Origin of the sequence: Rhodococcus sp. T7 (assembly GCF_009872365.1) — a bacterium.
Lineage (GTDB): Bacteria > Actinomycetota > Actinomycetes > Mycobacteriales > Mycobacteriaceae > Rhodococcus_F.
Window position 1 is genome coordinate 14,206 of the sequence record NZ_WXYH01000209.1, and the last position, 16,940, is coordinate 31,145.

At 68.5% G+C, this 16,940-nt stretch carries 17 protein-coding genes and 1 tRNA gene; 11 read left to right on the forward strand and 7 right to left on the reverse strand.

Annotated elements, in window-relative coordinates; translation table 11 throughout:
• Positions 1-43: 43 nt before the first annotated feature.
• Positions 44-439: a DUF6292 family protein gene (locus MLGJGCBP_RS19560; protein WP_087554967.1), complete on the reverse strand. Its 396-nt coding sequence runs from the start codon at positions 437-439 to the stop codon at positions 44-46.
• 383 nt (positions 440-822) lie between these two features.
• Positions 823-908, reverse strand: a tRNA-Leu gene (locus MLGJGCBP_RS19565).
• Positions 909-1,162: 254 nt separating this feature from the next.
• Between MLGJGCBP_RS19565 and MLGJGCBP_RS19570 the strand changes: the two genes are divergently transcribed.
• The 7 genes from MLGJGCBP_RS19570 to pknB all read left to right on the forward strand — a co-directional run bounded on the left by MLGJGCBP_RS19570 (position 1,163) and on the right by pknB (position 10,917).
• A complete protein-coding gene (locus tag MLGJGCBP_RS19570; protein ID WP_087554965.1) occupies positions 1,163-2,461 on the forward strand; it encodes a DUF3662 and FHA domain-containing protein in 1,299 nt (432 codons plus the stop codon).
• A 256-nt stretch (positions 2,462-2,717) separates the two neighbouring features.
• A complete protein-coding gene (locus tag MLGJGCBP_RS19575; RefSeq protein ID WP_087554963.1) occupies positions 2,718-3,182 on the forward strand; it encodes an FHA domain-containing protein FhaB/FipA in 465 nt (154 codons plus the stop codon).
• A complete protein-coding gene (locus MLGJGCBP_RS19580; protein ID WP_087554962.1) occupies positions 3,179-4,669 on the forward strand; it encodes a PP2C family protein-serine/threonine phosphatase in 1,491 nt (496 codons plus the stop codon). Before MLGJGCBP_RS19575 ends, MLGJGCBP_RS19580 begins: the two co-directional genes overlap by 4 nt.
• Complete coding sequence (locus tag MLGJGCBP_RS19585) at positions 4,669-6,123, forward strand: FtsW/RodA/SpoVE family cell cycle protein (protein ID WP_087554961.1); 1,455 nt, start codon at positions 4,669-4,671, stop codon at positions 6,121-6,123. Before MLGJGCBP_RS19580 ends, MLGJGCBP_RS19585 begins: the two co-directional genes overlap by 1 nt.
• Entirely contained in the window at positions 6,120-7,607 is a 1,488-nt protein-coding gene (locus MLGJGCBP_RS19590) for a penicillin-binding transpeptidase domain-containing protein (protein ID WP_160097639.1), read from the forward strand. Before MLGJGCBP_RS19585 ends, MLGJGCBP_RS19590 begins: the two co-directional genes overlap by 4 nt.
• Before the next feature lie 2 nt (positions 7,608-7,609).
• Complete coding sequence (locus MLGJGCBP_RS19595) at positions 7,610-8,998, forward strand: serine/threonine-protein kinase (RefSeq protein WP_160097640.1); 1,389 nt, start codon at positions 7,610-7,612, stop codon at positions 8,996-8,998.
• Positions 8,995-10,917: a Stk1 family PASTA domain-containing Ser/Thr kinase gene (pknB, locus tag MLGJGCBP_RS19600; RefSeq protein WP_160097641.1), complete on the forward strand. Its 1,923-nt coding sequence runs from the start codon at positions 8,995-8,997 to the stop codon at positions 10,915-10,917. The genes MLGJGCBP_RS19595 and pknB overlap by 4 nt, the downstream gene beginning before the upstream one ends.
• A gap of 59 nt (positions 10,918-10,976) precedes the next feature.
• Here the strand turns inward: pknB and MLGJGCBP_RS19605 are convergent, their stop codons facing one another.
• Together MLGJGCBP_RS19605 and MLGJGCBP_RS19610 are read right to left on the reverse strand one after the other, a co-directional pair.
• The gene (locus MLGJGCBP_RS19605) at positions 10,977-11,630 is read right to left on the reverse strand and encodes an aminodeoxychorismate/anthranilate synthase component II (protein ID WP_160097642.1); all 654 of its coding nucleotides are present in this window, start codon (positions 11,628-11,630) and stop codon (positions 10,977-10,979) included.
• Positions 11,631-11,684: 54 nt separating this feature from the next.
• Positions 11,685-12,386 (reverse strand): DUF881 domain-containing protein, encoded by a 702-nt coding sequence (locus tag MLGJGCBP_RS19610; protein WP_160097643.1) that lies wholly within the window; start codon positions 12,384-12,386, stop codon positions 11,685-11,687.
• Between the two features lie 119 nt (positions 12,387-12,505).
• Between MLGJGCBP_RS19610 and crgA the strand changes: the two genes are divergently transcribed.
• Both crgA and MLGJGCBP_RS19620 read left to right on the forward strand, forming a co-directional pair.
• Complete coding sequence (gene crgA / locus MLGJGCBP_RS19615) at positions 12,506-12,769, forward strand: cell division protein CrgA (protein ID WP_005249082.1); 264 nt, start codon at positions 12,506-12,508, stop codon at positions 12,767-12,769.
• A 67-nt stretch (positions 12,770-12,836) separates the two neighbouring features.
• Positions 12,837-13,295, forward strand: a complete 459-nt coding sequence (locus MLGJGCBP_RS19620; RefSeq protein WP_087554955.1) for a PH domain-containing protein — start codon at positions 12,837-12,839, stop codon at positions 13,293-13,295.
• Here MLGJGCBP_RS19620 and MLGJGCBP_RS19625 read toward each other — a convergent pair.
• Positions 13,289-14,206, reverse strand: coding sequence for a rhomboid family intramembrane serine protease (locus tag MLGJGCBP_RS19625; RefSeq protein ID WP_160097644.1), 918 nt, complete (start codon positions 14,204-14,206; stop codon positions 13,289-13,291). The genes MLGJGCBP_RS19620 and MLGJGCBP_RS19625 overlap by 7 nt on opposite strands.
• Positions 14,207-14,219: 13 nt before the next feature.
• Complete coding sequence (locus tag MLGJGCBP_RS19630; protein WP_087554953.1) at positions 14,220-14,747, reverse strand: peptidylprolyl isomerase; 528 nt, start codon at positions 14,745-14,747, stop codon at positions 14,220-14,222.
• Between the two features lie 100 nt (positions 14,748-14,847).
• Between MLGJGCBP_RS19630 and MLGJGCBP_RS19635 the strand changes: the two genes are divergently transcribed.
• Entirely contained in the window at positions 14,848-15,387 is a 540-nt protein-coding gene (locus MLGJGCBP_RS19635) for a hypothetical protein (RefSeq protein WP_160097645.1), read from the forward strand.
• A gap of 127 nt (positions 15,388-15,514) precedes the next feature.
• Entirely contained in the window at positions 15,515-15,979 is a 465-nt protein-coding gene (locus tag MLGJGCBP_RS19640; RefSeq protein ID WP_087554951.1) for a hypothetical protein, read from the forward strand.
• Here MLGJGCBP_RS19640 and MLGJGCBP_RS19645 read toward each other — a convergent pair.
• The gene (locus MLGJGCBP_RS19645) at positions 15,969-16,940 is read right to left on the reverse strand and encodes a helix-turn-helix domain-containing protein (RefSeq protein ID WP_160097646.1); all 972 of its coding nucleotides are present in this window, start codon (positions 16,938-16,940) and stop codon (positions 15,969-15,971) included. The two genes, MLGJGCBP_RS19640 and MLGJGCBP_RS19645, sit on opposite strands and share 11 nt — an antisense overlap.

Here is a 16,940-nt window from a genome sequence, read left to right on the forward strand (position 1 = left end):
AAGCCGGTCGGCGCCGGGGCCGCACGGGTTCCCGCGAACTGGGTCACCCGCGAGGAGCGCCGGGGCCGTGCACGATTCGCAGGGCGGGCTTTCCGGTCGCTCGCTGAGGGGCCCAGTCGGCGAGTTCGGTGAGCATCTCGGCGACCCGATCCGAACACTGCGCGGGATCCGGTGCCGGTCCCAGCCCGAGTGCCTCGACCACCAGAACGTTTCCCTGAGAGAGTCCGTGGACTCCGAGCGACCACCCGAAGTGGCGGTTCCAGGCCAGGACCGCTTTCCGGCCGCGGTAGTAGGGGATCTCGCTGGAAAGGGTCACGACCACGTCGAACGCTGGGGTCAACCACCAGTCGACCGACAGGGCGTCCACTGTCGTCGCGACGGAACCGACGTATTCACCGACATTCGCCGAGCTGGTGGCCCGGACCTGACTGATGCTCATCTACAACCCACTCTCGACGTTCGCAGTAACCGAGCGGAAGAAGCCGGACGGCAGGTTCACACTCGAGTCATTCGTCACGAACCGCCGAGGGGACGGGTTCCGGTCCGGAGGGGCCGGAGGTTCGCGACGAGGCTTCCACTTCATCGTCGGCCCGCGCGGGCTGCCCGGGTAGGCACCCTGGGGTGGGGATGACGCCACCCCGGCGGGTCTTCGGCTAACGGAATCCGTACACGACCTGCGGACTGCAGGAGGGGATCGTCACGTACGTCAGCGTCGGCTGCAATCCGATCCGCCCCCAGTAGGCGCTGGGACCGCCGACGAAACGAGGCCACGAACTCGGTGGAGTTCGTGGCCTCGTTGTCGCGATTCCGGAGAATCGCTTGTGGTGGGCGAAGGGGGACTTGAACCCCCACGTCCCGAAGGACACTGGCACCTGAAGCCAGCGCGTCTGCCATTCCGCCACTCGCCCGAGCGACCCGGAAACATTAACACGAGGTCGCCAGAAATCACGATTCGTACAGGTCAGGCCCCGAAACGGCGACAAAAACACCCGTCCAGGCAAAGACCGATATCATGCAAGGGCGTGGACCCGTGTCTTGGCTCGAGGCAATGACAGTACCGTGGGATACGCGTACGGCAGCGGCGCGACACGGACATGTCTTGTCACAGCCACCACGCACGAGGACAGAAGGCCCGACCGACAGGCACCGTGAGGAGGTTCCGATGGGGATAGTTCAACGTTTCGAGCGGAAGCTCCAGGGAGCCGTGGGTGATGCGTTCGCCCGGGTCTTCGGCGGTGGTGTGGTGCCGCAGGAGGTGGAGGCCGCGCTTCAGCAGGAAGCCTCCGACCGGATCCAGCAACTGGACGGTGGGCACCTGCTCGCGCCGAACAGCTATGTCATCGCCATCAACAACTCGGACCACGAAGGACTTGCCGCCGACCGCGAGTTGACGGTCAAGGCCTTCGCCCGACACCTCGAAGACTTCATTCGCGACCAGGGCTGGCAGACGTATGGTCCCATTCATGTCGCGTTCGAACCGTCGCCTTCACTGCACACCGGGCAGTTCCGCACCCGGGGTTCGGTGGATCCGGACGCAGGCCGCCAGGGTGCGGCCACGCCGGGGCGACCCGAACCGCCACGCGGTCCCGCACCGCGACCACAGGCACCGTTTGTACCCGTCACGTCGAATCCAGGAGCTGGCCCCATGACGCAGAACTCAGGCTACGACCCCAGCCGCGAACCAGCGGGCAACCGCAATCCCGACCCGCAGTACGCGCGCAACGGTCATGCCCATGCAGGTCAGGACCAGCGGTATCCGCAGGGCTACCAGAACGGTTACGACCGCGGCGGCTACCAGCAGGGCGGCTACGACCAGCAGCAGTACCCCGACGACCAGCGCGGCGCGTACCCCCAGGATCAGGCCTACGGTCAGGCGTACGACCAGGGCGCGCAGGCTCCCGGCTACGAGCAGCCCGCGGACGCCGGCTACGACTACCAGCAGGGCGGCTACCAGCAGGACTACCAGGGCGGCTACGACCAGCAGGCTCCCGCGCGCTACCCGGACGGTTCCTACGCCGACGCCGGCTACCAGCAGCCGCAGGGCTACGACCAGGGTTACGACCGCGGCGGCTACCAGCAGGGCGGCTACGACCAGCAGCAGTACGACCAGCAGGGCTACGCCGACTACGACCAGGGCGGCTACGGCCAGCAGGCCTACGCAGCCGACGGTCACACGTTCACGGCGACTCTGCAGCTCGAGGACGGCAGCGGACGCCACTTCCAGCTGCGCGAGGGCAACAACATCATCGGTCGCGGCCAGGAGGCACAGTTCCGCCTGCCCGACACCGGTGTGTCGCGCCGCCACATCGACATTCGCTGGGACGGTCAGGTCGCGATGCTGTCCGACCTGGGTTCCACCAACGGCACTACCGTCAACGGTGCGCCGGTGCAGGACTGGCAGCTGGCCGACGGAGACATCATCCGGGCCGGTCATTCGGAGATCCTGGTCCGAATCCTCTGAGGCTCCACCGAGTTGGGACCCCGAGGACACATCGCCGATACCCGAACCCGAGCTCCCTCGCCGAGACACAACCGAGACGGCTTCGATACTGGACCGACATCGCGTCGGAGCCCGTGTCGGACGTAACACGGTGGGGACTCCGTATCGTTGTGGGCTGTCCGTATCCTGATCGCAGGGTGCGGGTTGCCCCTATGATGCTGCGAGAAAAAGACGCCGGAATCTCGACTGGTCCGGCCACAGAAGGAGGTGGACTGCCGTGCAAGGTTTGATTCTGCAACTCACACGAGCAGGTTTCCTGCTTCTGCTGTGGCTGTTCGTCTGGACCGTTCTGCGGGCGTTGCGCGGCGACATCTACGCCGGCTCCGGCGTCCGTGTGCCGCCCCGATATTCGCGCAGCGGCAATGTTCTGCCGTCGCTGGGCAAGACGAAGACGGCCAAGTATCTGGTGGTGACGCAGGGCGGCCTCGCCGGCACGCGCATCACGCTCAGCACCCAGCCCGTCCTCATCGGCCGGGCCGACGACTCCACGCTCGTCCTCACCGACGACTACGCGTCCACCCGCCACGCTCGGCTCTCCCCGCGGGGCGCCGACTGGTACGTCGAAGACCTCGGCTCGACCAACGGCACGTACCTCGACCGCGCCAAGGTCACCACATCTGTCCGCGTGCCGCTCGGTACCCCCGTACGGGTCGGCAAAACGGTAATCGAGTTGCGCCCGTGACCCTCGTACTCCGCTATGCCGCCCGCAGCGATCGTGGCCTCGTCCGTTCCAACAACGAAGATTCGGTGTACGCCGGGGCCCGACTGCTGGCGCTGGCGGACGGCATGGGCGGTCACGCGGCCGGTGAGGTCGCGTCGCAGTTGATGATCGCGGCCCTCGCGCATCTCGACGACGACGAGCCCGGCGAAGACCTGCTCGGCAAGCTGGAGGCCGCCACCCGCGAGGGCAACGACACCATCGCCGATCACGTCGAGGAAGACCCGGAACTCGACGGCATGGGCACCACGCTCACCGCAATCCTGTTCTCCGGCAACAAGCTCGGGCTGGTCCACATCGGCGACTCCCGCGCCTACCTGCTCCGCGACGACTCGCTCGCGCAGATCACCCGGGACGACACGTTCGTGCAGTCGCTGGTAGACGAGGGCCGGATCACCGCCGAGCAGGCGCACACCCACCCGCAGCGCTCGCTCATCATGCGCGCCCTCACCGGCAACGAGATCGAACCGACGCTGACGGTCCGCGAGGCCCGCGCCGGCGACCGTTATCTGCTGTGCTCCGACGGACTGTCGGACGTGGTCAGCGACGAAACCATCGAGAACACGATGCGGGAGGGCTCGCAGGACGAGTGCGCCGACCGGCTCATCGAACTGGCGCTGCGCAGTGGCGGCCCGGACAACGTGACGGTCGTCGTCGCCGACGTCATCGACCTCGATTACGGGCAGAGTCATCCCATCGTGGCCGGGGCCGCGTCCGCCGACGACGAGGAGGACACGCCGCCGCCCAACACGGCCGCGGGACGTGCCGCGGCGATGCGTCCGCCGCGTGCCACGCCGAAGCGGGTGGTCCCGCAGGTCGAGGAACCGCCGACGAAGAAGAAGCGTCACCGCATGTGGTGGGCTGCACTCGCGCTCGGTCTGATCGTCGTGGTCGCCGTCGCTGCCTTCGTGGGGCGGGCTCTGGTCCGCAACAACTACTACGTCGGCGCCGACGGCGAACGCGTCACCGTGCTGCGTGGAGTTCCCGGCTCGGTGCTCGGGTACTCGCTGCAGGAGGCGAATCTCGTCGGCTGTGTCAGCGATACCGGCGACCTGACGTTGATGTCGCCGACCGAGTCGCAGAACGGGTGCACCATCCTCGAGGTCGACGACCTCCAGCCGTCCGCCCGTGAGCAGGTGCGTGCCGGGCTGCCCTCGGGCAAGCTCGACGACGTCCGCAACCAGATGACGCGGCTCGCCCAGAACGATCTGCTTCCGGTCTGCGAGTCGGAATCGGCCACCACCACGACGACCACCCCGGCACCGAGTCCTGCGCCGACCCCGGCACCCGCGCCCGTCCCGGAGACCACGCCGCCGCCCGCTCCCGCACCCGCTCCCGCTCCCCCGGCAGCGTTGCCGGCACCGGAGACGCCTGCACCTCAGACCCCGACCGCCACCCCGGCGCCGACCGTGACCCAGGTTCCCGGTCAGAACTGCAGGACGGCTAGCTGATGTCGGTCGCAAGTGCATCACCGGGGGCGCAGTTTCCCAGTCCACCCGGCGGGTTCGCGCCAGCCCCCGTCCAGTCGACGCGCCGGGGCACCGAGCTGATCCTGATCGGTTTCGCGATCCTGATCACGACGATCTCGCTGGTGCTGGTCGAGGCCAGCCAGGAACAGAGCATCACCTGGGACCTCGCCAAGTACGCCGCCGCCTATTCGGCGCTGTTCCTGATCGCGCATCTCGCGGTGCGCCGGTTCGCGCCGTACGCCGACCCCCTGATCCTGCCGATCGTCGCGCTGCTCAACGGCCTCGGCCTGGTGCTGATCCACCGGCTCGACCTCGCCGACGCACAGTCCGCCGCCTACTTCGGGTTGCCCGTCCCGTCGCCGGACGCCAACCAGCAGGTGCTGTGGACGACGCTGGCCATCGCCGGTTTCGTGGCCGTGCTGGTGCTGCTCAAGGACTACCGCCTGCTCGCCCGCTACAGCTACACCCTGGGACTCGCCGGACTGGTGTTCCTCGCCATCCCGGCGATCCTGCCGTCGAGCTTCTCCGAGGTGAACGGCGCGAAGATCTGGATCCGCCTCCCCGGCTTCAGCATTCAGCCCGGCGAGTTCGCGAAGATCCTCCTGATCATCTTCTTCGCCTCCGTCCTCGTCGCGAAGCGCGACCTGTTCACCACCGCAGGCAAGCACGTGTTCGGCATCGACCTTCCACGCGCCCGCGACCTCGGGCCCATCCTCGTCGCGTGGATGGTGTCGGTGGGCGTGCTGGTGCTGGAGAAGGACCTCGGCACGTCGCTGCTGCTGTTCAGCACCGTGCTCGTGATGCTCTACATCGCCACCGAACGCGTCGGATGGCTGCTGATCGGCGTCGGGCTGCTCGGCATCGGTTTTTTCTTCGCGTACCAGCTGTTCGGCCACGTCCGGGTCCGGGTCAGCACGTGGCTCGACCCGCTGGGCGACTACAACAACACCGGCTACCAGATCTCGCAGTCGCTGTTCGGACTCGCGACCGGCGGCGTCGCGGGGACAGGGCTCGGCAGCGGCAGGCCCGCCCAGGTGCCGTTCGCGAAGACCGACTTCATCGTCGCGACGATCGGTGAAGAACTCGGACTCATCGGTCTCGCCGCCGTCCTGATGCTGTTCCTGATCCTCGTCATCCGCGGCCTGCGCACCGCGCTCGCCGTCCGCGACAGCTTCGGCAAGCTGCTCGCCGCCGGTCTGTCGTTCACGATCGCGGTGCAGGTGTTCGTGGTGGTCGGCGGCGTCACCAAGCTGATCCCCCTCACCGGTCTGACCACGCCGTTCATGTCGTACGGTGGGTCGTCCCTGCTCGCCAACTACCTCCTCCTCGCGATCCTCATCAAGATCTCCGACGCTGCCCGTGAGCCGGCCGTCCCGAAGAAGAAGGGGCCCGCACCCATCGCCGACGCCCCGACGGAGATGGTGCCGCGCTCATGAACACACCTCTGCGTCGCGTCGCGATCGCCGTCATGGTGATGGTCGTCGCCCTCCTCGCCAACGCCACCTACGTCCAGGTCATCAAGGCGGACAACCTGCGGGCCGATCCGCGGAACTCGCGTGTGCTGCTCGACGAGTACTCGCGGCAGCGCGGCCAGATCTCGGCGGCCGGGCAGGTGCTCGCGGCATCCGTTCCGACCGACGACCGCTACAAATACCTGCGCACGTACCCGCCGAACCCGGCGGCGCCGTCGAGCCCGCTGGCCAACGCACCGGTCACCGGTTTCTACTCCATGCAGTACGGCAGCACCGGACTCGAGCGGTCCGAGGACCCCGTCCTCAACGGCTCCGACAACCGGCTGTTCGGGCGTCGCTTCTTCGACCTCGTGTCCGGACGCGACCCGCGCGGCGGCAACGTGGTGACCACCATCAACCCGGTCATGCAGCAGGTGGCGTACGACCAGCTGACCGCGAAGGGCTACACCGGTTCGGTCGTGGCGATCGAGCCGAGCACCGGGCGCATCCTCACGATGGTGAGCACCCCGAGCTACGACCCCAACTCGCTCGCCAGCCACGACGGCACCGAGACCACGCAGGCATGGGAGGCGCTGAACGCCGACCCGGAGAAGCCGCTGATCAACCGCGCGGTGTCGCAGACGTACCCGCCCGGCTCCACGTTCAAGGTGGTGGTCACCGCCGCCGCTCTCGCCGCCGGAACCACCCCCGACACCCAGCTGACCGCGGCCCCGCAGATCACCCTCCCCGGCACGTCGACGACGCTCGAGAACTACAACGGCTCCACGTGCGGCGCCGCACCCACCGCGTCGCTGCGGGAGGCGTTCGCGCGGTCCTGCAACACGGCATTCGTCGAACTCGGCGTCAAGACCGGCGCCGACGCCGTCGGCGACGAGGCCAGTGCACTCGGCATCGGCGGGCAGATGCCCGGCGTCCCGTTCCCCGTCGCCGACAGCACCATCGGATCGATCCCCGACGACGCCGCGCTCGGCCAGAGCAGCATCGGCCAGCGGGACGTGGCGCTCACCCCGCTGCAGAACGCGATGATCGCGGCTACCGTCGCCAACGGTGGAGTGCGCATGCAACCACAGCTGGTATCGGAACTGCAGAGCCCGGACCTGTCCAACCTCGCGACCACCAACCCGGTGTCCGAAGGCCAGGCGATGTCGTCCCAGGTGGCGGCTACCCTGACCGATCTGATGATCGGTTCCGAGAACAACACCAGCGGCGAGGGCAAGATCCCGGGCGTCCAGATCGCGTCCAAGACGGGCACCGCCGAGCACGGAACCGACCCACGGAACACCCCGCCCCACGCCTGGTACATCGGATTCGCACCCGCCCAGAACCCGACCGTGGCCATCGCGGTCATCGTCGAGGACGGCGGAGATCGGGCACTGGCCGCAACCGGCGGCTCGGTGGCTGCACCTATCGGCCGTGCCGTCATCGCAGCCGGACTACAAGGGGGCTGATTGTGGCACTGAACAACGGCGCGCTGATCGCCAATCGATACCGCCTGATCCGGCTCATTGCCACGGGCGGAATGGGACAGGTCTGGGAAGCGACGGACAACCGGCTCAACCGTCGTGTCGCGGTGAAGGTGCTGAAGTCCGAGTTCTCGTCCGACCCGGAGTTCGTCGAACGGTTCCGCTTCGAGGCGCGCACCACCGCGCAGCTGAACCACTCCGGCATCGCCGGGATCTACGACTACGGCGAGGTCCGCGACGCCACCGGCGACTCCACCGCCTACCTGGTGATGGAACTCGTCAACGGTGAGCCGCTGAACGCCGTCCTCGCCCGGGTGGGCCGTCTCGCGGTGCCGCACGCACTGGACATGCTCGAGCAGACCGGGCGGGCGCTGCAGGTGGCGCACGACGCCGGAGTCGTGCACCGCGACGTGAAGCCGGGCAACATCCTGATCACCCCCACCGGTCAGGTGAAGATCACCGACTTCGGCATCGCCAAGGCCGTGGAGAACTCGCCGGTCACGCGCACGGGCATGGTGATGGGCACCGCCCAGTACATCGCCCCCGAGCAGGCGCTCGGCCAGGACGCGACCGCGGCCAGCGACGTGTACTCTCTCGGCATCGTCGGCTACGAGGCGCTGTCGGGGCGACGCCCGTTCATCGGCGACGGTGCCATCACGGTGGCGATGAAGCACGTGCAGGAGGCGCCGGCACCGTTGCCGAACGACCTGCCGCCGAACATCCGCGAGCTCATCGACATCACGATCGCGAAGGATCCGAGCACCCGCTACGCCAGCGGCGGAGAGTTCGCCGACGCGGTCGCCGCGGTCCGGGCGGGCAGGCGTCCGCCGCCGCCGGGTGTGTCGGGAACCGGGGCGGGGCGGGTGCTGCCCCCGCCGATGACCGGTGCAACCCAGATGATGCCGCCCTCACAGACCGCGTACGCGGGACCGGTCACCGGGCAGGTGCCGCCGGACGACCCGAACGGTGACGACAAGAAGGGCGGGTTGACCAGCGGCCAGAAGGCCGTGGCCTGGGGTGCGGGTGGTTTGATCCTGCTGGCGGCGATCATCGCGCTCGCACTCGTCCTGTTCGACGGTGGTGACACGAAGGAACCGACGTCGCCGGCGGTGACCTCGTCGCTGCGGACGATCACGACGACGCCGCGGCCGACGACCACGACGACGACCGAGGAAGAGACGACCACCACCGAGCCGACGTACACGACGACCACCACTACCGAGCCGCCGTACACGACGACCACCACCGCAGCACCCACCACGACGACGACAGAGCCGACGACGACTACCACCACGACCACCACCGCACCCACGACGACGACCACGACGACCACGTCGGAGAAGTCAGCTACTCCGACCTCACAAGGACTGCCATGACGACACCGCGCAACCTCTCCTCACGCTACGAGCTGGGTGAGATTCTCGGCTTCGGTGGCATGTCCGAGGTCCACCTCGCCCGGGACGTCCGACTCAGCCGCGATGTCGCGATCAAGGTCCTGCGTGCCGACCTGGCCCGCGACCCCACGTTCTACCTGCGGTTTCGCCGCGAGGCGCAGAACGCGGCGGCGCTGAACCATCCGGCGATCGTGGCCGTCTACGACACCGGCGAGGCGGAAACCGACGCGGGACCGCTGCCGTACATCGTGATGGAGTACGTCGACGGCGACACGTTGCGCGACATCGTGCGCGGCGAGGGCCCGATGGCGCCGCGCCGGGCGATGGAAGTCATCTCGGACGTGTGCGCGGCGCTCGACTTCAGCCACCGCAACGGCATCGTGCACCGCGACGTGAAGCCTGCCAACGTGATGATCAACCGTGCCGGTGCGGTGAAGGTGATGGACTTCGGCATCGCGCGGGCGATCTCCGACGCGTCCAGCCCCATGACGCAGACGGCCGCCGTCATCGGCACCGCCCAGTACCTCTCGCCCGAGCAGGCTCGCGGCGAGCAGGTCGACGCCCGGTCCGACGTGTACTCGCTCGGTTGCGTGCTGTTCGAGATCCTCACCGGCGAACCCCCGTTCAAGGGTGATTCGCCGGTCGCGGTCGCGTACCAGCACGTGCGGGAGGACCCGCAGACGCCGTCCGTCGTCAACCCGGACATTCCGCGTGAGCTCGACTCGGTGATCCTCAAGGCGATGAGCAAGAACCCCGCCAACCGCTACCAGACCGCCGCAGACATGCGCAGCGACCTGGTCCGGGTTCTCGGTGGGCAGCGCCCCAGCGCGCCGATGGTCATGAGCGACGAGGACCGCACCACGATCCTCGGTGCCGTCGACTCCGGCGCCGGGAACTACCGGCGCCAGCAGACCGCCACCCAGACCACGGCGTCGAAGACGGACGGTGGCGGCGAGCCCGACAAGAAGAAGAACCCGATGCGGTTGGCGCTGATGGCGCTGGGCGCCCTCATCGTCGTCGGCATCGTCGGCGCGTTCCTGTGGTCCGTTGGCCCGGGTTCGAAGGCCGATCAGGTGACCATGCCGGACGTCACGAACCAGGCGGCCGACGACGCCGAGACGACGCTGCAGAACCTCGGCTTCCGCGTCTCCCGGCAGCAGAAACCCGACGCCGTCGTGGCGACCGGCAACGTCATCACCACCCGGCCCGTCGGCGGAGTGCAGGTGGACGAGGGCAGCACGATCACTCTCGAGGTGTCGACGGGCCCCGAACAGGTGAAGGTCCCGCGGCTCGCGGGCCTGACCCAGCAGGAAGCCCAGCAGGAACTGAACGCGGTCGGTCTGCGGCTCGACACCGCCGTCGCCCGCGCACCGTCCGACGCGTCCGACGTCGACAAGGTGATCCAGCAGGACCCGTCCTCAGGGGCGAGCATCTCCCTCGACTCCGAGGTTGCCGTCACGCTCGGCACCGGGCCGGAGCAGATCCGCATCCCCGACGTCACCGGCCAGAAGGTCGAGGTCGCGCAGGCGAACATCGAGGGCGCCGGCTTCAAGGTGCAGATCCAGAACATCGATTCCGGTGTGCCGAAGGGCCAGGTCGTCTCCACCGATCCCGTCGGCGGCTCCACCGCCGCCAAGGGCGACACCATCCAGATCCGGGTGTCGAACGGCAACAACATCGAGATGCCCGACCTGAAGGGCAAGACGGTGTCGCAGGCGCTCGCGGAACTGCGCAGCGCCGGCTGGAGCGGGTCGTCGGCCTCGCTGAATCAGACGCAGACGTCCACGCTGGACCCGGAGATGGTCGGCAAGATCATCAGCCAGGAACAGCCGCCGGGATCGGAGATCACCAAGAACGCGGTCGTCTCGGTCGGTGTCGGCGCGCTCGGCATCCCGCGGTAGGCGCTCCGCGCCCGTGCGCCTTTTTGGTTGCTGTAGCGACCAGAAAGGCGCACGGGGGGTTACGCCCCCAATGCCTGCGCGACCTCGGCTTCGAGGGTGGCGACGAGGGATTCCTTCGGGGCGTCGCCGCAGACGGTGAGCCAGTTGGCGAGCATGCGGTGCCCACCCTCGGTGAGCACGGACTCCGGATGGAACTGGACGCCGTGGATCGGCAGTTCGCGGTGCCGCACCGCCATGACGATGCCGCTGTCGGTGTGCGCGGTGACCTCGAGTTCCTCCGGGATGGTGTCTTCCAGGACGGTCAGCGAGTGGTAGCGGGTGGCGGTGAACGGGTCGGGTAGACCCGCGAGAACACCCTTGCCGGTGTGGTGGACGACGCTGGTCTTGCCGTGCAGGAGTTCGGGGGCCCGGTCGACGGTCGCGCCGAACGCGGCGCCGATCGCCTGGTGTCCGAGGCACACGCCGAGGAGCGGCGTCCCGGCCGCGGCGCATGCCGTGACCAGGTCCATCGTCGCGCCTGCGCGCTGCGGTGTGCCGGGGCCGGGGCTGAGGAGAATGCCGTCGAACTCGGCCGCCGCGGCCGCGATCGCGTCGGGCCCGGTGAGGTTCGGGTCGTCGTTGCGCCAGACCACGGCCCGGGTTCCCAGCTGTCCGAGGTACTGGACCAGGTTGAACACGAAGCTGTCGTAGTTGTCGACGACGAGAATCCTCATGGGAGCAGGGTATTCTGCCCGCCCCGACCCCCGCACGGCCGGGGACCGTTCACATCAGTGGCCCGCGTAACCGGGCACGGACAATTGGCCGGACGCGGCCTCCGAGTAGCCGAGGCCGAACCGTGTCGCGTACTGCTTGAAGACCCGGATTCCTGGTTCGTTGGCGAGTGCCGCCTCCAGTCGCGCCGGATCCCCGATCGCCGACATCACGTAGGGCGGGCTGTACGTGCGGCCGTGCAGCAGCAGGGTGTTGCCGATGCAGCGCGGCGCGGACGTGTTGACGATCCGCTGGTCCTGCATGCCGACGGCCTCGGCGCCGCCCACCCACAGCGCGTTCAGCACACTCTGGACGTCCTGCTGGTGGACGACGAGATCGTCCGGGGACGCGTCGACGGGGTACTTGCCGTCGGCGTCGCGGGGGGCGTCGGTGAGCGTGACGGTAACGCCGGGACCGGTCATCGGCGTGAGTCCGGCGTCCGTGGCGAGCGCCTTGCTGTCGGCGAGCGCCTGCGCGACGCCGCTGTCGGACGCCGCGGCGTCCTGCTGCAGCGACTCGACCTGCGCCGCCAGATCGTCGCGGGTCTGGGCCACCTGGTCGGTCTCGGACTGCGCGTTCCGCACGAGGTCGGACAACCGGGTGGAATCACCGGCCCGGATCTCGTTGCCGTGCGACACCTGGCGGGTGGTGGCCACCAGCAGGCCGGCCACGAGACACACCACCAGCACCGCGATCCGCCAGAAGATCGACCTGGTCACCGGTGTTTCCGTCCCCTCGTCCTCGCCGCGCGAATCGCGGCTACGTTAGCGTGTACACACGCAGGTATTTCCGAATCTACCTGCCCACATTCCCGCAGAGCCGCACGAACGAGGACGTCATGCCGAAGTCGAAGGTCCGAAAGAAGACCGATTACACGATCAACCCTGCGAGCCGCACCCCGGTGAAGGTGAAGGCCGGCCCCTCGAGCACCCTGTACGTCTCGGTGATGCTCGGGTTCATGCTGGTCGGGCTCGTGTGGCTGCTCGTCTACTACCTGGCCGCCGACCAGCTCGAGTGGATGAACAACCTCGGTGCCTACAACTTCCTCATCGGGTTCGGCTTCATGGTGGTCGGGCTGATCATGACGATGCGCTGGCGTTGACGATCACAATTACACGCATGTCATTCATCCCCAATGTGGACAACCCCTGTGGATAGCCGCAGGTCGAGTGCCGATGTCTGCTGACGAGGCACCGCTGGAGTGGTCGACGCCGCTCGGGGCGGTGATCGCTCTGGCCGTGGGCGGGCTCGCATTGGGGGTCGCGGGACTTTCGGTGTCGATCGAGCCGGCGGGCCGTGTCCTCGTGTGTGTCGCCGCCCTCGGGCTGCTGCTGACCGCCGCGTCCGCTCTCCGGCAGCGCCCGCGCCTGGCCGTCGACAAGGAGGGCGGCGGGATCGTGGTGCACCGGCTGACGGGCCGCCACGAGTACTCCCGCTCGCAGATCGACCGGGCGCGTCTGGTCCGGTATCCCCGGCTGGGCCGCCGGGTGCCGATGCTCGAGATCGACGTCCGCACCGAGGACGGCACCGAACGCCTCCTGATCTTCGGCCGCTGGGATCTCGGCACCACTCCGGAGGACGTGTTCGATGCCCTCGCGGTGCACCGTCTGGTGGGCCGGGGTCAGTAACCGAAGCTCGCGCGGAGTTGCAGGGCGCGGACCGCGATGACGGCCAGCGGCACCAGCACCACGACGCCGAGGCAGATCCAGCCGACGGTGACGGCCTTCTCCCGGTTGTTCCCGGCGCCCAGCAGCTGAGGCCCGTAGAGGATGGCCGCGGTGGCCGCGGCTCCGGCGACCAGTCCGCCGAGATGCCCCCACAGCGAGATGCCGGGGATGGTGATGCTGATGATCACGTTGATGGCGATCACCGAGATCACCGGTGCCGGGCTGCGCTTCAGCCTCAGGAGGATGACCGCCTGCGCGCCCATCAGTCCGAAGACGGCGCCCGACGCACCCGCGGTGACCGCGTGCAGCTGGAACAGCATCACCGCGGCGGAACCGCCGAGGATCGACGCGAAGTACACCAACGCGTAGCGGGCACGGCCGAGGACCAGTTCGGTGTCGCGGCCGATGATCCACAGCGCGAACATGTTGACGGCCAGGTGGATGAGACCGAAGTGCAGGAATCCGCTGCCGATCACGCGGACGAGCTGACCGTCCACGACAGCGGGTGGGAACAGCGCCCAGTCCGCGAAGAGCGTCGATCCCGCCTGGTTCTGCATGATGCTGCGGGACTGCGCCGCGGTGATCAGGAAGATACCGACGTTCGCGGCCATCAGGATGTACGTCACCAGCGGCACCGCACGCTGCGTGGTCACGGCGCCGGCGACGTTGCGGACCGCGCGGACGTCACGCTGTCCGGCGGCGACGCAGTCGACGCACTGGTAGCCGACGGCGGCTTCGCGCAGGCATTCGGGGCATGCGGGGCGACCGCACCGATTGCACGACAGTGCGGTGGAGCGATCGGGGTGGCGGACGCACCGCGGCTGGGGCGGAGTGCCCTCGTTCGCGGCACCGCCCCAGCCGGGGTTGGTCATGTGCTGCGGTTCCCTACGCGATGGTGACGCTGTTGATCACGACCGGCTCGAGCGGACGGTCCGCGCGATCGGTGGCCGTGGTCGAGATGGCGTCGACGACCTTCTTCGACTCCTCGTCGACGACCTCACCGAAGATGGTGTGGCGACGGTTGAGGTGCGGCGTCGGGCCGGTGGTGATGAAGAACTGCGAACCGTTGGTTCCCGGGCCCGCGTTGGCCATGGCCAGGATGTAGGCGCGGTCGAACTGCAGTTCCGGGTGGAACTCGTCGCCGAACTTGTAGCCCGGGCCGCCGGCGCCGGTGCCGGTGGGGTCGCCGCCCTGGATCATGAATCCGTCGATGACGCGGTGGAAGACGGCGCCGTCGTAGAACGGTCCGGAGTTGGTGCCACCAGCGTTGGCGGTGCTGTAGTCCTTCGAACCGTCGGCCAGGCCGACGAAGTTCTCGACGGTCTTGGGCGCGTGGTTGCCGAACAGCGCGATCTTGATGTCGCCGCGGTTGGTGTGCAGCGTTGCGGTTGCGGTCTGATGAGGTGAAGTCACACCACCATGTTGCCATTGTGCGGTTCCGCGTGGTTCCGCCGCCGTGACTCGAGTACTTGGGATCGGTTCGTGCTGCCGGTTCTTGTGACAAAGTGGGGTCATGACACGAGCGACGGAGTCCCTCACGAATCTGCTTCCGACCGAACGCGCCGAGCACCTGCAGGAGCAGGTGTCCGAACGAGTCGAGACCGCGCTGGCCCACGTCGAGGATTCGGCTGTTCGGGTCAAAGAATCCGAGGCCGTGGATCAGGCCCTGCGCTGCGCGCGCTCCGCTGCGCTCGCCGCGGCCCGCGGCGCCGGGCAGGTCAGTGTGTTCCTCGGCAGGCAGGGGGCGTCGCTGGCGAAGAAGGGCTACGAACGCGCCCGTACCGTTCCGGTGAAAGAGGTCGCCCAGGACGTCATCCGTCCCCTGACCTCGGCTGTCGCGCCGGTCGAGGAGAAGAAGTCGCGGAAGGGCCGTCGCATCGCGATCGTCGTGCTGGTCGGTGCCGCCGTCGCCGGGGGCGCGGTGTTCTTCAAGAGCCGCCGCCGGGAGCAGCCGCGGGTGGCGTCCGCTCCCCCGAACCTGCGCGACCTCGACAGCGCAGACGCGAAGGATGCCACGCCGCCGACGGCGACGAAGCCCCTCACCGCCAACTGATCCGTCACTCCCCGGCCGGCACGCGGTGTCGTCCGGCGGGCGGTCATGTCTTCGTTTCACGGCTTGTACCACGGGTATCCCGCTGGCAGATGCGCACCAGCGCGAGGATCCGTTCCGAGGAGCAGACATGACCGCCACACGTATCGCCCACCGCATCGCCGTTGTCGCGTTTCCGGTCGCCGCCACCGCGGCCCTGCTGACGGCCGGGCCCGCCGGCGCCGACCCACCCCACCCCTTCGGTGGACCGGCCCTCACCATCGGATGTCCGAACCAGGGCAGTCTGATGTCGTTGACAGCGCTCACCGGGCAGTCCGGGCCGGAGGCGGTCCCGCCGATCGCCGACGGCGACATCCGGTTCGAGTCACACCCCGCCGCGCCACCGATCCCGGCAGCCGCACAGGTCACCGTCGCCTGGGTCAACACCGACAGCGGACGCTCGGGGATCGTGAACCTCGGCGGCGTCTACCCGTTCCTGTCCGCGACGGTGAACACCGGTGTCGGGAACGTGGTGGCCACGGCGTTCGGGTCGATCAACTTCGGCAGCAGCCCGATCTGCCAGGCGAATCCGGCCATCGGAACGTTCATTGCGTGAGTTCGGCTGTGTGGCAGCCGAACCGGCGCCGGTAGTCGCCGGGCGCGACGCCGACCACCCGGTTGAAGTGGTGGCGCAGTAGCGCACCGGATCCGAATCCGGTGCGTCTCGAGATGGCCTCGAGACCGAGGTCGGTGCCCTCGAGCAGCTGCCGGGCGTAGAGGACCCGCTGCGTCGTCAGCCATTTCACCGGGGTGGTACCCGTCTCGGCCGCGAACTTGCGCGCGAACGTCCGCGTCGACATCGACGAGCGGGCCGCGAGCTCGTCGACCGTGTGCGGCAAGTCGAGGTTTTCGCTCATCCACGCCATCGTCACGCTCAGGCTGTCCGACGTGCACGCGACCACCGGCTGCTCGATGAACTGCCGCTGACCGCCGTCGCGTTGCGGCGGCACCACCATTCGGCGGGCGATCGTGTTGGCCACCGCGGAACCGAGTTCCCGGCGGACCACGTGCAGGCAGGCGTCGATGCCGGCCGCGGTGCCTGCGCTGGTGACGAGGTTGCCCTCGTCGACGAACAGGACGTCGGGGTCGACCACCGCGGTCGGGAACCGGGCAGCCAGTTCCTCGACGTACCCCCAGTGGGTGGTGCACTTGCGCCCGTCGAGTAGTCCCGCCTCGCCGAGCAGGAACGCACCCGAGCACAGGCTGAGGACCGTGGCACCGGCCTCCGCGGCCGCGCGCACGGCGTCGAGCGCCTCCTCCGGGAAGCCGGACTGCGCCCCCAGCGGCGGGACCACGACGAGATCCGCGTCGCGCAGCGCGTCCAGCCCGTATCCGGCGGAGAGCGTCAGTCCCGGGGTGACCGACGTGAGTGGTTCGCCGGGGCGGATTCCGCAGATCCGGAAGTCGAATGCCGGCACGCCGTATTCGGTGCGGTCGATTCCGAACACCTCGCACACCACACCGAACTCGAACATGGACACCCGATCGAGGAGGAGTGTCGCGACCCTGGAGATCAT